Below are 14,529 nucleotides of genomic sequence, written 5' to 3'. Positions count from 1 at the left end.
GTATCGATCGCCGTCGCGACGGTTCCGTGGGGCCGACGGTTCAGCCGTCGTTGCGCCCCTCGGCGTCCCGGAGCGCCTCGACGGCGGCCGTGATCCCCTCGATGCGCTCGCGCTGCTGGTCGTTCGTGCTCGCGATCCGGTCGGCCTTCTCGGAGACCTCCGTCGAGAGGTCGGTGGTCTCGTCGATCATGCTCGCGATCTCCTCGGTGCTGGTGGCCTGCTCCTCGGTGGCCGTGGCGACCTCCTCGATCCCGTGGGAGGTGTCGGCGGTCGCCTCCGCGATGTCGTCGAGCAGCGCGAGGCTCTCCTCGATCCCGTCGATGCTCTCCTCGACGTGGCCCGTCGCCGTCTCTAAGCTCCCCGCGGTCCGGGCGGTGTCGGCCTGGATCGCCTCGATCCGTCGCTCGATGTCACGGGCGCGTTCGCGGGCGTCGCCCGCGAGCGACTTCACCTCTCGGGCGACCACCGCGAAGCTGTCACCGTTGCCCTCGGCGCGGGCGGCCTCGATCGAGGCGTTGAGCGCGAGGATGTTCGTCTGTTCGGCGATCGAACTGATCGCGTCGGTGATGTCGTCGATGTCGTCGATCCGCTCGACCAGTCCGTCGACGTCCTCGGCGACGGCCGCGGTGGCCTCGTCGATCCGGTCCATCCGCTCGATGACGTCGCCCGCGGCGTCCTGACCCGCCGCGGCGCGCTCGCTCGCGCGGGTGCTGTTGCGGTTGACCTCCTCGGCGCTCGCGGCGACCTCCTCGATCGACGCCGAGAGGGTGGCGACCTCGCTCGCGATCTGGCCGGTGTTCTCGGCCTGCTCGTCCGTGAGCACCGCGATCTCCTCGGAGCGGCTCTCGACGGCCGCGCTCGTCTCGTCGAGCTCCTCGATCAGCTTTTCGACGGACTCGCGCAGCTCGCGCGAGCGGTCGATCTCCTCGCGGAGCCCGCCCTCCCGCGAGTGGAGGTAGGTGTTACAGATCACCTGCAGGTCGAGGTTCGTCAGCCGGAGGAACGCCGCCGCGTCGGCGCCGGCCTCGCCGAGCTCCTCGCGGACGACCGCCGCGGCCTCGGGGTCGTCGAGGCGCTCCTCGATGGCCGCGGCACGCTCCGCGAGCAGGGCATCGAGGAAGTGGACGTGGATGTTCGCGTACATCCCGATGAAGTAGTGGATCGGCATGTCGAGCATGTCGTGGATCCGCCCGATCCGGGTGCGCTTCGCGAAGTAGTCCCGGTCGTAGCTGCCGGCGGTGAAGGTCTCGTAGTAGGCGTGGACGACCCCCCGGAGCTGCTCGTTCGAGCGGGTACCACGGTCGACGACCGCCCGCGTGCGCCCGTGTTCGAGGATCGGGTCCATGAACAGGTCCGTCGCCGCCGTCAGGTCGGCCTCCTCCTCGAGCAGCCGGTCGAGGGCGGCCGCCCGCCGGGCGTCCTCGGCCTCGAACCCGAGGAACTCCTTTCGCCACGCGATCTCCGCGTCGTTGAGGCCGATCCCGTCGACCCACTCGCCCTGCTCGATTCGGTGTCTGAAGGCGCGCTCGTCGGTAGTCATTGTGGTATGACGGGACCAAAGTATAATTAAAGTTATTATAATTATCCGATCTGATTTCGAGGGACATCCTTACGAGCGCCGGGGGGCTGGATGGGGGTATGCAACCGGACGTGCTGATCGTCGGCGGCGGGGTCGCCGGGCTCACTGCAGGGACCTTCACCTCGCGTGCGGGCCTGGAGACGCTGATCGTCGGCGGCGACGAGTCGATCCTGCGGCGAAACGCCCATCTCGAGAACTACCCCGGGTTCCCCGCGGGCGTCGACTCGCGGCTCTTCCTCGACATGGCCCGCGCGCAGGCCGAGCGCGCCGGCTGTACGCTGGCGGAAGGGACCGTGACCCAGATCACCCATGCCGCCGAGGAGGGAACGGAGGGAACCGACGACGAGGGGGGCTTCGAGGTCGCCACCGAGGACGGCGAGGTCTACGAAGCCGGGCGCGTAATCGCCGCCTCGTGGTCCGACTCAAGCTATCTGGAGGCGCTCGACGTCGAGCTCGACCGGCGGGGCTCCAAGCAGTACATCGGGACCGACGGCGACGGCCACACCGCCGTCGAGGGGATCTACGCGGCGGGCCGGATCGCCAAACAGTACCACCAGACCGTGATCTCGGCGGGCCACGGCGCGCAGGTCGCCCTGACGCTGATCCACGACTCGGACCTGCAGTTCTACAACGACTGGGTCGCCCCGGAGGGCTACTTCTCCGAGCGCGGACGGGACGTCCCGCCGGGCTGCGAGGAGATCGACGAGGAGGAGCGCGAACGCCGGGCCGAAGAGAGCCGCGAGACCATGCGCGAGTGGTTCGCCGAACCCCACGACGACGAGCCGACGCCACACCCGAGCCTGGCCGACGAGTAGCGCGAAAAAACGAGTGGTCGGGTCCGCTCAGGCGAACAACGAGCGGACCTGGTTGAAAACGAACTGGATGGACGACGTTCCACCGTCACCGTACGAGTAGCTGAAGACGACATCGCCACCCGGACCGACGATGAGGACCTCGTCGCCGTCCTGTCGCCAGACGGCTCGCCCGCTGTCCATGAAGATCTCGTCGTCGGTCGGACTTCCCGAACCGCTAGTCACTCGAACCTGATCACCGGGACCGAGGGTAAACCCGTCGGGGAAGGGTGCTTCGATCCCCGTTCCGCCTTCCTCCCGGTCGGTCACGACGTGCCCACTGAGATCGACCTCCGAACTGCTCGTGTTCTCGAAGAGGATGTACTCGTTGTCGGTGTCGTGGCCGACGTCGGTCTGTCTATCGACCACTTCGAGAGCGTCCTGGAGCCCCGGGTCGCCTCCGTCCTCGGGTTCGAGCTCGGCATGGTGTTCCTCGTCGAGGCTGAGTTCAGTCGAGTAGGTCTCGTAGCCCTCGGCCTCGATCGTGAGGATGAGGTTCCCGATCTCGACGACCTCGTCGACTTCCCCGTCCGAATCCGTCGTGAAGCTGAACTCGACCGCGTCGGCGGGATCGCCGTCCGCGGAGGCCATGTGGACGTCCGCACCCTCGATCGGGTCGCCCGTCTCGGCGTCAGTCGCCGTGATCAGTATCGGGCGGCCCTCGGGATCGTCGTCGTCACCGTTCTCATCGTCATCGTCGTCCTCTTCGCCGGGCTCCTCGTCCGGATCGTCATCTTCTGATTCTTCGCCAGGTTCCTCCTCTTCCGTCTGTTCCTGTTCTCCCTCCTCCGGCCCTTCTTCCTCGTCGTCCGGTTCGTCCTCTTCTACCTCGGCTTCCTCTGCCTCGTCGTCTTCCGTCTCATCCTCTTGGGCCTCGCCCTCGTCGGGCTCTTCGTCATCCCCTTCGCTTTCCTCGGTCGTTTCGTCCGGTTCCTCTTCGGGTTCTTCGTCCGGTTCCGGTTCGGGATCGTCTTCGACGTCTTCGTCGTCGCCCGGATCGTCAGTACAACCCGCCGACCCGACGATACAGGCTGCGCCCGCCAGGCCGAGAAATTCGCGTCGGTCGATGTCGTTTTCTCTCACTGTGTGATCGGTTTCTATTTGTTCTGTTCAGAATTGGTCAGGTAACGGGTCGATCAGCGATCTCGTACCGTCATAAAATATTCCGGTGATACGAGTGGTCGGGTTCGCTCAGGCGAACAACGAGCGAACGAACTGAAGCGGCTGGCCGATCAGTGAAGTCTGGGAATCGTAAGTCACCTCAGCGACCGTATTACCGCCTGCATCAAGCAAGGTGATTGTATCGCCCTCTTGGTTGTAGACCTGCAGGTTTTCGCCCCAGTATAGGTTCGCATCGTCGTCTTGCCCACTACCTGTAAACACCGTCACGCTGTTTCCGGCATCGAGAGTGAAGGAGGGGAACGTAAACGGTCCATCAGGAGTATTCCGATCATCGACGGCCCCGCCGGGTGCGTCACGAAGCTGGAACCCAGTCATATCGATGTCTTCGTCGCTATTGTTGGTGATCGTGACGTACTCGTCGTTAGGTTCGTTCCCGAGCACTTCGAAATCGCTGATCTCGAGTGCATCCGACACAGCGACGTCGTCATCCTCCTCGGGTTCCTCGTCCTCTTCTTCTTCCTCTTCAGGTTCTTCTTCCGGTTCCTCCTCCTCTTCCTCTGGCTCCTCTTCGGGTTCCTCCTCCGTCGGCTCCTCGGGCGCCGGGTCGGCCTCGTCGACCGCCGAGAGCGTCCCCTCGATCTCGCCGTCGGGGTTCTGTTCAGTGTGGGCCGTAATCGTCACCTCACCCTCCAGCGCGTCGAGCAGTCCCTCGTCGTCGGTCGTGCCCTCCAGAACCACCGTGTCGCGGACGACCCCGTGAACGTCGAGGTCGTACTCCGCGAGCACCTCGCCGTCGGCCGAAAGCGAGACGTGGGTGCCGTCGCGCAGGCAGCTCACCCACAGCTCGTAGCTGGCCTCGCCGTCGGAAACGGAGACCGTGGCGGTCCCGCCCGCGTTCGTATCGACCCCGAGCGGCTCGCCCGTGAGCTCCGCGGTGTAGCTGCCCCCGTCGGCCGCCGCGCTGCCCGTCATGAGAGCCCCGCCCACGATCGCCGCCCCTGTCGCGCTCAGTACCTGTCGCCGGTTGAGATTGCTGTCGCTCATTGTAGCCTGAACCCCGCTCCGTCGGCCGATCTCGGCCGGTTCTGCGGGATCAAAACGTATCACGCAGGGGTATTACTTGAACATTGTTTACGATTTAGAAGTATTTGTCAGTTGGAAGCTGAAAACCGAAGTGAACGAACGAGGGATTTCGTCGCGCGGACGCCGCGGCCGACCGGCTACGTTTAACCCGTCGCGCCGAGAACTGTGGGTGAATGCTCTCGGGAGTGAACGTCGCGCTTGGGGTCACGGGGTCGATCGCCGCGGTCAAGACCGTCGAGCTTGCCCACGAGCTACGCCGGCGCGGGGCGAACGTACGGGCCGTGATGAGCGCGAGTGCGCAGGGGATCGTCCACCCCTGGAGCGTGGAGTTCGCGACCGGGAACGACGTCGTGGCCGAGATCACCGGCCGGGTCGAACACGTCGAGCTCTGTGGGCGGGAGGGCTGGGCGGACGTCCTGCTGATCGCGCCCGCGACGGCGAACACCGTCGGCAAGATCGCGGGCGCGATCGACGACACGCCCGTGACGACCTGTGCGACGACCGCGCTCGGCGCCGACCTCCCGGTGGTGATCGCCCCCGCGATGCACGAGCCGATGTACGACCATCCCGGGGTGCTCGAGGCCATCGATCGAGTCGAGGGCTGGGGCGTCTCGTTCGTCTCCCCCCGGATCGACGAGGGGAAGGCGAAGATCGCGAGCGAGGACGCCATCGCGCTCGGGACCGCCCGCGCGGCGACGCCCTCGCCGCTGTCGGGCGATCGGGTCGTCGTCACCGCCGGGGCGACCGCCGAGTCGATCGACCCGGTTCGCGTGTTGACCAACCGCTCGTCTGGACGGACCGGCCGGGAGGTCGCGCGGGCCTGCTACGCCGCCGGCGCGGAGGTCACGCTGATCCACGCGCTCGTGGGTCCCCACCCTCTGGGGGCGGGAAGCGAGGAAGTCCCCCCAAGCATCGACCTCGTAGGCGTCGAGAGCAGCGCGGAGCTCTCGGAGGCCGCCCTCGAGGCCGCCGAGGGCGCGGACGCCTACGTCTCGGTCGCGGCCATCAGCGACTACACCGTCGAGCGCGAGGACCAGAAGATCCGCTCGGGCCAGGACCTCTCGCTCGACCTGCTGCCGAGTCCGAAGGTCGTCGACGCCGTCCGCGAGGCGAACCCCGGACTGCCGATCGTCGGGTTCAAGACCGAGACGAGCGGCGAGGACGACGCGATGGTCGAGGCCGCGCGGACGATCCGCGATCGGATCGACATGGCGTTCGTCGTCGCCAACGACGCGAGCGTGATGGGCGACGAGGGGACCCGCGTGCTGCTGGTCGACGAGGGGGTCACGGAGCGCTCGGGGACGAAGGCGGAGATCGCGAACGAAGTCGTCGGGAAGCTCGCGACAGTGCTCGTCGGCGAGGGCGAATCGCGCGACGGATAACGAAATCGTTTTCCTATGAGTCGCGCTTGATCCCAGTAGTATGGGCCCCAGCCATGAGTAAGGTAGTTCCACCACCAGGAGGGGTCGTTCGTGGCGACTGACCGGGTGCTCGTGCCGATCGAGCAGTCGGTGACGCTCCGGCGGACCGTCGCCTACGCCGTCGATTCGGTACGCGAATCCGACGGTGCCGCCGAGCTCCACTTCGTCGCCGCGGTGACCGACGACGACCAGACGCCGACGGGTCGGGCGGCCATCGAGGACGCCGAGTCGCTGCTCGATCGGATCCGGGCCTGGGTACACGAAGACGGGGGCGAGTCGATACCGATCGAGACCGCCGTCGTCGGGACCGACCGGTACCTGTTCAGCCCGCGCGACTACGCCGATCGCCTCGCCGAGTACGCCGACGAGCACGCCATCGATCGCGCGATCATCGACCCGGAGTACCGCCCCGGCGCGAGCGCGCCGATGCTCCGACCGATCGAACACCGCCTCGAGGAACACGGCCTCACCTACGAGGAGGCGCCCGTCTCACCCGCGACCCGGCGCGACCAGTTCGTGACCGCGGGCGGCGCGAGCCGGTTTCTCACGCTGTTTCTGATCTCCTTCGGCTTCTACCTCGTCCTCGGGGACCCGACCTACTGGTTCGACCTCGTGACCGGGACGGTCTCCGGGTTGATCGTTGCGATCACGCTCTCGCACGTGACGTTTCCGAGCGCGCCGACGGCGAGCCGGTCACCGATCCGGACGCTGCGCTTTTTCGTCCTCTACGTCCCGTATCTGCTCTTCGAGATCGTCAAGTCGAATATCCTGATCGCGGCCGTCATCCTCCGGCCGTCGATGCCGATCGAGCCGCGCCTGACCCGCGTCCGGATGACGATCCCCGGCGGGCTGCCGCTGACGGCGCTCGCGAACAGCATCACGCTCACCCCCGGGACGCTCACCGTCCGGGCCGACGACCAGGACCTGATCGTCCACGCGCTGATCCCCGAGACCCGGGAAGGCCTCTTCGAGGGGAGCCTTGAGCGCGCGGTCCGGTTCGTCTTCTACGGGCGGGCCGGCGCGCGCATCCCGAGCCCGGAGGAGCGCGGCGACGCCGAGCTGCTGCGGGGTGAGGACTCGTGAGCCTCGTCAACGACGTCTTCCTCGGCGCGGCGGCGATCTTCGTGATCCTCGCGATCGCGATGCTCTATCGCGCGATCAAGGGCCCGACCATGCAGGACCGCGTGCTCGCGGTCAACGTGCTCGGAACCAACACCGTGGTGATCCTCGCGCTACTGGCGGCGGGGCTCGACGAGCCGTGGTTCCTCGACATCGCGCTGGTCTACGCGCTGCTCAACTTCCTGATGACGATCGCCATCTCGAAGTTCACCGTCGAGCGGGGTGGGATCATATGATCGAGAGCCTCCGCGTGGGGGCGATCGTCGTCCTCATCGCCGGCGGGGTCTTCTTCACGTTCGTCTCGGCGACGGGCGTGATTCGCCTGCCGGACATCTACACGCGCGCCCACACGGCCTCGCAGGCCGACACCCTCGGGGCCGGCTTCGCGCTCGCGGCCGTCGCGCTCGCGCTGGGCTGGCAACCCTCGACGGTGATCACCGTCTTCCTGCTGTTCTTCATCTTCGTGACCAACCCCACGGCCGCACACGCCGTCGCGCGGGCGGCCTACGAGTCGGGGATCGAGCCCTGGCGGGAGGACGAGCCATGACGCCGCTGGAGGCGACGCTGATCGCGTTCGTGCTGGTGACCGCGGTCGCCACGGCGCTGTTCCGGGACGTGCTCTCGGCGATCATCGTCTTCGGTGCCTACAGCCTGGGGATGGCGATCATCTACACCCTGCTGCTGGCGCCGGACGTCGCGATGACCGAGGCCGCCATCAGCGCGGGCGTCACGACGATCCTGCTGCTGTTGACGATCGCGAAGACCGTCCGCCCGCCGACCGACGAGCTCTTCGAGTCGGTGAACGTCCCCGCACTGATCGCGGTCGGCGCGTTCGCGCTCGTGCTCGGGGCGGCCGTCCTGCCCGAGATCCCGGCCGTCGGCGACCCCGACGCGATCGCGTGGGCCAACCCCGAGGTCACGGGGTACTACCTCCAGAACACCTACGCCGATACGGGCGTCCAGAACTCCGTCGCAGCGGTGCTCGCGGCGTATCGCGGGTTCGACACCTTCGGCGAGGCGGTCGTCGTCTTCGGGGCGGCGGTCGCCGTTCTGCTGGTGCTCCACCGGGAGGTGTTCGCATGAGCGCGCCCGACACCGGGGGCGACTCCTATACGGAGAGCCAGGTGATCATGTCGACGGTGAAGATCGTCACGCCGTTCGTGCTCACCTACGGGCTGTTCGTCACCTTCCACGGCGCGGACACCCCCGGCGGGGGGTTCCAGGGCGGGGCGATCATCGGGGTCGTGATCCTGATGCTCGCCTTCGCCTTCGGGATCGAGCCCACCCGCGACTGGCTCGCGAACTCGACGGTGATCGGCCTGATCGCCGGCGGGGTCGTCGCCTTCGCGGGTATCGGGGTCGCCACGATGCTCCTGGGCGGCGCGTTCCTCGAGTACCGCCTGCTGCCGATCCCCGATCCCGTCCGCTACGGGATGGAGGGCATCGAGATCCTCGGCGTCGCGGCGATCGTCTCGGGCACCGTCATCGGCCTGTTCTTCGTGACGGCCGCCGGCTTCACCGCCGAGACGACCGCCCGGCCCGAGCGCTCGCGGGTCGGAACGAGCGAGGGCGACCAGCCTCGTATCCGGGGCGACACCGACACGGAGGGAGACGACTGATGCTCGAACTACTCGCCACACGCTACGCCTACGTCGCGTTCATCGTCCTGCTATCGGTGGGACTGTACATGGTGATCGCCAGCGAGAACCTCGTGAAGAAGGTGGTCGGGGTCAACCTCTTCCAGACCGCGATCTTCCTGTTCTTCGTCGCGGCGGCCTACGTCGACGGGGGCTCTTCGCCTGTCGTCCCGGCCGACCCCGGCGGGGCGACCGAGGCGCTCGCGAGCCCGCTGCCCCACGTGATCGTGCTCACCGCCATCGTCGTCGGGGTCGCCCTGACGGCGGTCGGCCTCGCACTGATCGTGCGGATCTACACCGAGTACGGCACCCTGCGCGAGGACGTCCTCCGGGAGGTGCGTGCGGATGATTGAGAACGTCCCCGCGCTGTTGGTCGTGGTGCCGATCCTCGCGGCCACCCTGCCGCTGTTCGTGGGGCTGCGCTACGAGGACGCGGGCTGGACGATCGCCGCGCTCACGACCACGGCGCTGTTCGCGCTGTCGGTCTGGCTCGCCGTCGAGGTCTTCACCGCCGGCGAGATGGTGATCCACCAGTTGGGCGGCTTCGACCGACCGGTCGGCATCGAGCTGGTCGCCGACCGGCTCTCGGTGCCGTTCCTCGTGCTCGTGACCGCCATCTCGGCGGGCGTGCTCGCCTACACCCGCAGGGGCGGCCCCCGCGGAAACAGCTTCTACAGCGCCTACCTGCTGCTGGTCGGGGGCCTCGCGGGGCTCTCGCTGACCGGCGACGTCTTCAACATGTTCGTCTTCCTCGAGATCGTCGGGCTGACGACCTACGCCCTGATCGCGAAAGGGAAGTCGGGCGAGGCGGCGATCGCGGCGCTCAAGTACCTCATCATCGGGACCGTCGGCGCGTCGCTCTATCTCGTCGGCGTCGGCTTCCTCTTCGTCGCGACGGGGACGCTCAACATGATCGATCTGGCGACCGCGATCCCCGAGCGGGCGGGCTACGGCGACCCGCTGATCCTCTCGGCCTTCGCCTTCATCTTCGTCGGCTTCGCGATCAAGATCGCGCTGTTTCCCCTCCATACCTGGCAGCCCGACGCCTACCAGCGCGCGCCCGACGGCGTGACGCCGATGATCTCGGCGCTGGTCTCGACGGTCTCGGCGTACGCGCTGTTCCGGCTGACCTACTCGGTGTTCACCGTCGAGTTCCTGCTCGCGACACCCTACGCGACCGAGATCGTCGTCACCCTCGGCTCGCTCAGCGTGCTCGCGGGGAGCGTGCTGGCGGTGATGCAGCGGGAGGTGAAACGGATGCTCGCCTACTCGTCGGTCTCACAGTTCGGCCTCGTGGTGCTGGCGTACGGTCTGCTCAACGACACCGCGCTGGTCGGCGCGCTGATCCACCTGTTCGGCCACGCGATCATGAAGGGCGGGCTGTTCCTCGGGGTCGGCGTGGTCGCCGCGGGCGTCGGCGCCCGCACCGTCGACGAGTACGGCGGGCTCGCGAAACGCATGCCCTTTGCGGCCGGCGCGCTCGCGGTGCTCGGGATCGCGCTCGTGGGCGTGCCGCCCTCGGTCGGCTTCGTCGGCAAGTGGTTCATCGCCGTCGGCGCCGTCGAGGCGGGCGCCTGGCCCGTCGCGGTCGTGATCTTCCTGAGCACGATGCTCACGCTCGCCTACGTCGCCCGGCTGCTCGAGAAGATGTACTTCACCCCGGTCGCGGACCGGCCGACGCCGGGTGCGGTCGCGACGGACGGTGGCGAGCAGCCCGAAGGATGGCGAGCCGAGTCGGACGGAACCGCCGGCAAAGCGGAACGCGACCCCGGCCCGACCGAGCCGCGCGACCTCGGTGCGATCGCCCCCGACGCCGTCTCGAGGGGGATGCTCTGGATGACGATCATCGCCGCGCTGCTCTCGGTCGCGCTCGGCTTCGCGGGCGGCGCGTTCGACTCGCTGCTGACGCCCTTTATCGAGGAGGTTCTCAATGGTTGAAGTAGACAGCATCAGGCCGCTCGCGGCCGTCCTCGTCTCGTTCGTCGCGACGGGGGCGATCGTCGCGTCGTATCGCTATCCGAACGTCCGCGACAGCTGGTCGGTGATCACCGCACTCACCAAGTTCGGGATCGTCGCCAGCATGCTTCCCGGCGTGATGGACGGGACCATCTACGTCTGGAGCTTCGGCACCTTCGTCCCCGGCGTCGAGTTCGCGCTGCGCGCGGACCCGCTGGGGATGCTCTTCGCCCTGCTCGCGTCGTTCCTGTGGATCTTCACCGCGTTCTACGCGACGGGCTACATGCGCGGGCTCGACGAGCCCAATCAGACGCGCTTTTTCGCCGCGTTCGCGATGAGCCTTTCAACCGCCCTCGGTATCGCCTTCGCCCAGAACCTCGTGACGATCTTCGTCTTCTACGAGCTGCTGTCGATCGCGACCTACCCGCTGGTCGCCCACGACGAGGACGCCGACGCACGCATCGCCGGCCGGAAGTACGTCGCCTACACCTTCTTCGGCGGCGGCGTGCTCGTGCTCGCGGGCACGGTGCTCGTCTTCTTCATGGCCGGCACCGTCGACTTCGCCGCGGGCGGCATCCCCGCACTGGCGGAGGCCGCGAGCGCCGACCCGTGGTTCGCCCGCCTCGCGTTCGGTCTCCTGGTGGCCGGCTTCGGCGTGAAGGCCGCGCTCATGCCGATGCACTCCTGGCTCGCCGACGCGATGGTCGCGCCCACGCCCGTCTCGGGGCTGCTGCACGCGGTCGCGGTCGTCAAGTCGGGCGCGTTCGGGATCGCGCGGGTGATCCTCGACGTCTTCGGGCCCGGCCTCGTCGCCGACCTGAGCGTCCACGTCCCGGTCGCGATCGTCGCGGCGTTCACCCTGACCGCGGCCTCGATCATCGCGCTGCGAAAGGACCACCTCAAACGCCGGCTCGCCTACTCGACGACCGCCCAGCTCTCCTATATCGTGCTGGGGCTGTCGATGCTCCATCCCTACGCGATCCTCGGCGGGCTGCTTCACATCCCGGCCCACGCGTTCGGGAAGCTCACGCTGTTCTTCTGTGCGGGGGCGATCCACGTCGAGACCCACACCGACTACATCAGCGAGATGGCCGGCATCGGCAAGCGGATGCCGTTCACGATGGGCGCGTTCACGCTCGGGGCGGCCGCAATGGCCGGCATCCCCCTGCTCGGCGGGTTCGTCAGCAAGTACTACATGCTGATCGGCGGGCTCGGCGCCGGCGGGATCGGCACCATCGGCGCCGAGAGCGCCGTGATGAGCCCGACGATGGGCGTGATCTTCTCGGGCTCGCTGATCGTCAGCGGCCTGCTCAACATCGCGTACTTCTGGCCGATCGTCTACACGGCCTACTTCGAGAGCGAGAACCGCCACGACGCGAAGCCGCTGCTCGAGTTCCCGGCCGGCGGGAAGACCGAGTCCTACGGCGTCGAGGTCGGGCGGCTCACCGACGGTGGTGAGCGAAGCCCCGCTTCGCGATCCTCGTCGGAACGGGGTTCCGACGGTGGCGAGCCGGTCGACGACGAAGACGCGGACGCGGACACGAACACGAACGCGGACCACGGAAGCGGCTACGCGGTCGACCGGTTCCCGAGCGACCACGTCGACGCGGACCACGATGACCACGATCACGACGACCACGATGACCACGACGACCACCACCACGGCGGACCGCCCGCGGACGGATGGGAGCGACGAACGCCCTGGACCGAGAGCACCTGGCTCATGATGGTGCCCATCGGCCTGATCGTGACCGGCGCGATCGTCCTCGGGGTCGTCCCGGGTCGGGCCGTGTTCCTCGACCTGGTCGTCTACATCGTCGAGGAGGTCACCGGGGAGGTGGTGCCATGAGTCCTACGGAACTGCTCTCGACGGTGCCGCCGGCGGTGCCGATCCTGCTCGCTGCCGTGCTGGTCGCGCTCGTCCCCCGTACGGCGGGTTACGCGGTCGGCGGGCTCGCGACCGCCTACCTGTTCGTCGTCTCCTGGCTCGTCGAGCCCGGCGAGTACCTCTCGGTGCTGTTCCTGGGCTTCGACGCCCAGCTGTTCGTCGTCGACGACTTCGCCCGGCTCCTGGGGCTCGGATTCGGCTTCCTGGGGACGGCCGCGGTCGCCTACACCGCCTCCAGCGAGCTCCCGAAGTCGACGATGGCGTTCGTCCTCTCGTATATCGCCTCCGTTGCGGGCGTCGTCTTCGCCGGTGACTGGCTCACCCTGCTGTTCTTCTGGGAGCTGATGGCCGTCACGAGCACGCTGGTCGTCTGGAACTACGGCGGCGACGCGGTGCGCGCGGGCTATCGCTACGCCATCGCCCACGGGATCGGCGGCGTGCTCGTGCTGTGGGCGGTGACCTGGCACTACGTCGAGGTCGGCACCTTCTTCATCGGCGTCGAGGCCGCGGGGATCGCCCCCGGCGCGCCCGCGCTGCTCGCGGCGCTCGGCATCGGCGTCAACTGCGCGTTCATCGGGCTGCACACCTGGCTGCCCGACACCTACCCGCGCCCGCATATCGCCGCGTCGGTGTTCCTCTCGGTGTTCACGACCAAGACCTCGGCGTACGTCCTCTACCAGGCGTTCCCCGAGGGCCACCTCTACCTCGCGTACATGGGCGGGCTGATGGCCGTGTATGGAGTGTGCTTCGCGCTGCTCCAACACGATATGCGCGCGCTGCTGTCCTACCACATCCAGGCCCAGCTCGGCTACATGGTCGCCGGGATCGGCATCGGCACCGCGATCGGGATCGCCGGCGCGATGGCCCACCTGTTCAACAACATCCTCTACAAGGCGCTGTTGTTCATGGCCGTCGGGGTCATCATCTACCGAACAGGGGAAGAGGACCTCTACGAGCTGGGCGGGCTCTGGCGCGAGATGCCCCTGACCGCGATCGGCTATCTGGTCGGGGCGCTCTCGATCACCGCCGTGCCGGGCTTCAGCGGCTTCATCAGCAAGGGGATGATCCTCGACGCCGCCGATCCGGGCTACTACGGCGCGCCCGAGTACCAGGCGCTCTACTGGCTGTTGATGATCGGCGCCGTGGGGACGTTCCTCTCGTTCATCAAACTGGGCTACTACGCGTTCCTGCACGGCCCCGCGACCACGTCGGTGAGGGACGCGAAGCTCGGCCATTCGGTGGGGATGTTCTCGGTCGCGGGGGCGTGTATCGTCCTCGGGATCGCCTGGCCGACGTTCGTCGACCTGCTGCCCCTGTCGGCGGGTCTGGACCTCGACCCCTACAGCGTGGGCCACCTGACGGACGCGGCGCTGCTGCTCGGCGTCTCGGTGGTGCTGTTCCCGATCATCCGAAAGCCCCTCTCGAAGATCGGTCACGTCAACGACGTCGACGGCGTGTTGAACCCCATGACGTTCTACACGGGCCGTCTGAGCATGCTCGCGGTGACCGAGACGTTCGCCGCGGTCGACCGGGCGGGGGTCGCGCTCGTCCGCAAGTGCTACTGGGTCGGCAACAACCCCGTCCTCGCGGTCGGACGGGTCACCAGCCGACTGCCGGTCGACAATGGGCGGAGGACGACCGACGGCGGATCACCGTCGACCTCCGAGCGCCAGCCCGACGGGGGCACCACGGGGGCCAGCGACCCCTCGCGGCTCTACCTCCGGGCGACCATCGGCGGGACGATCCTGCTGATCGTCCTCGTGCTCACGATCGTGCTGTTCGTGCTGGTCTTCCTCTAGGCACGCACCTTTTGCGCTGCGGTCGCGCACCGCAGGTGCGCTCCCTCGGCAAAATCTGCACCAAAAGCACACCT

14 protein-coding genes are annotated in these 14,529 nt (G+C 67.7%); 11 read left to right on the top strand and 3 right to left on the bottom strand.

The annotated features are described in order from the left end of the window. Positions 1-40 precede the first annotated feature (40 nt). The gene (locus tag WOA58_RS12940; protein WP_340604653.1) at positions 41-1,540 is read right to left on the bottom strand and encodes a globin-coupled sensor protein; all 1,500 of its coding nucleotides are present in this window, start codon (positions 1,538-1,540) and stop codon (positions 41-43) included. A gap of 98 nt (positions 1,541-1,638) precedes the next feature. Between WOA58_RS12940 and WOA58_RS12935 the strand changes: the two genes are divergently transcribed. Further along, positions 1,639-2,394: an NAD(P)/FAD-dependent oxidoreductase gene (locus tag WOA58_RS12935; RefSeq protein WP_340604652.1), complete on the top strand. Its 756-nt coding sequence runs from the start codon at positions 1,639-1,641 to the stop codon at positions 2,392-2,394. 27 nt (positions 2,395-2,421) lie between these two features. On the opposite strand, the gene WOA58_RS12930 is transcribed toward WOA58_RS12935, so the two are convergent. Together WOA58_RS12930 and WOA58_RS12925 are read right to left on the bottom strand one after the other, a co-directional pair. Further along, positions 2,422-3,513: a lamin tail domain-containing protein gene (locus tag WOA58_RS12930; RefSeq protein WP_340604651.1), complete on the bottom strand. Its 1,092-nt coding sequence runs from the start codon at positions 3,511-3,513 to the stop codon at positions 2,422-2,424. A gap of 108 nt (positions 3,514-3,621) precedes the next feature. Further along, on the bottom strand, positions 3,622-4,596 hold the full coding sequence (locus WOA58_RS12925) for a lamin tail domain-containing protein (RefSeq protein WP_340604650.1): 975 nt from the start codon (positions 4,594-4,596) through the stop codon (positions 3,622-3,624). Positions 4,597-4,808: 212 nt separating this feature from the next. On the opposite strand from WOA58_RS12925, the gene coaBC reads away from it, so the two are divergent. The 10 genes from coaBC to WOA58_RS12875 all read left to right on the top strand — a co-directional run bounded on the left by coaBC (position 4,809) and on the right by WOA58_RS12875 (position 14,455). Next, a complete protein-coding gene (gene coaBC / locus WOA58_RS12920) occupies positions 4,809-6,017 on the top strand; it encodes a bifunctional phosphopantothenoylcysteine decarboxylase/phosphopantothenate--cysteine ligase CoaBC (RefSeq protein WP_340604649.1) in 1,209 nt (402 codons plus the stop codon). 90 nt (positions 6,018-6,107) lie between these two features. Beyond that, positions 6,108-7,139 (top strand): monovalent cation/H+ antiporter subunit E, encoded by a 1,032-nt coding sequence (locus WOA58_RS12915; RefSeq protein ID WP_340604648.1) that lies wholly within the window; start codon positions 6,108-6,110, stop codon positions 7,137-7,139. Beyond that, on the top strand, positions 7,136-7,411 hold the full coding sequence (locus WOA58_RS12910; protein WP_340604647.1) for a cation:proton antiporter: 276 nt from the start codon (positions 7,136-7,138) through the stop codon (positions 7,409-7,411). Before WOA58_RS12915 ends, WOA58_RS12910 begins: the two co-directional genes overlap by 4 nt. Further along, a complete protein-coding gene (mnhG, locus tag WOA58_RS12905; RefSeq protein WP_340604646.1) occupies positions 7,408-7,722 on the top strand; it encodes a monovalent cation/H(+) antiporter subunit G in 315 nt (104 codons plus the stop codon). Before WOA58_RS12910 ends, mnhG begins: the two co-directional genes overlap by 4 nt. Continuing rightward, a complete protein-coding gene (locus tag WOA58_RS12900; RefSeq protein WP_340604645.1) occupies positions 7,719-8,258 on the top strand; it encodes a DUF4040 domain-containing protein in 540 nt (179 codons plus the stop codon). The genes mnhG and WOA58_RS12900 overlap by 4 nt, the downstream gene beginning before the upstream one ends. Further along, the gene (locus WOA58_RS12895) at positions 8,255-8,794 is read left to right on the top strand and encodes an MnhB domain-containing protein (RefSeq protein WP_340604644.1); all 540 of its coding nucleotides are present in this window, start codon (positions 8,255-8,257) and stop codon (positions 8,792-8,794) included. Before WOA58_RS12900 ends, WOA58_RS12895 begins: the two co-directional genes overlap by 4 nt. Continuing rightward, positions 8,794-9,165: a cation:proton antiporter subunit C gene (locus tag WOA58_RS12890; RefSeq protein ID WP_340604643.1), complete on the top strand. Its 372-nt coding sequence runs from the start codon at positions 8,794-8,796 to the stop codon at positions 9,163-9,165. The genes WOA58_RS12895 and WOA58_RS12890 overlap by 1 nt, the downstream gene beginning before the upstream one ends. Beyond that, positions 9,158-10,750: a monovalent cation/H+ antiporter subunit D family protein gene (locus WOA58_RS12885; RefSeq protein ID WP_340604642.1), complete on the top strand. Its 1,593-nt coding sequence runs from the start codon at positions 9,158-9,160 to the stop codon at positions 10,748-10,750. The genes WOA58_RS12890 and WOA58_RS12885 overlap by 8 nt, the downstream gene beginning before the upstream one ends. After that, a complete protein-coding gene (locus WOA58_RS12880) occupies positions 10,743-12,617 on the top strand; it encodes a proton-conducting transporter transmembrane domain-containing protein (protein WP_340604641.1) in 1,875 nt (624 codons plus the stop codon). The genes WOA58_RS12885 and WOA58_RS12880 overlap by 8 nt, the downstream gene beginning before the upstream one ends. Continuing rightward, positions 12,614-14,455, top strand: a complete 1,842-nt coding sequence (locus WOA58_RS12875; RefSeq protein WP_340604640.1) for a Na(+)/H(+) antiporter subunit D — start codon at positions 12,614-12,616, stop codon at positions 14,453-14,455. Before WOA58_RS12880 ends, WOA58_RS12875 begins: the two co-directional genes overlap by 4 nt. Positions 14,456-14,529: the final 74 nt, after the last annotated feature.

This window comes from Halalkalicoccus tibetensis (assembly GCF_037996645.1).
Lineage (GTDB): Archaea > Halobacteriota > Halobacteria > Halobacteriales > Halalkalicoccaceae > Halalkalicoccus > Halalkalicoccus tibetensis.
The sequence above is the reverse complement of the archived record's forward strand: the minus strand, read 5'-3'. Positions and strand labels throughout refer to the sequence as shown.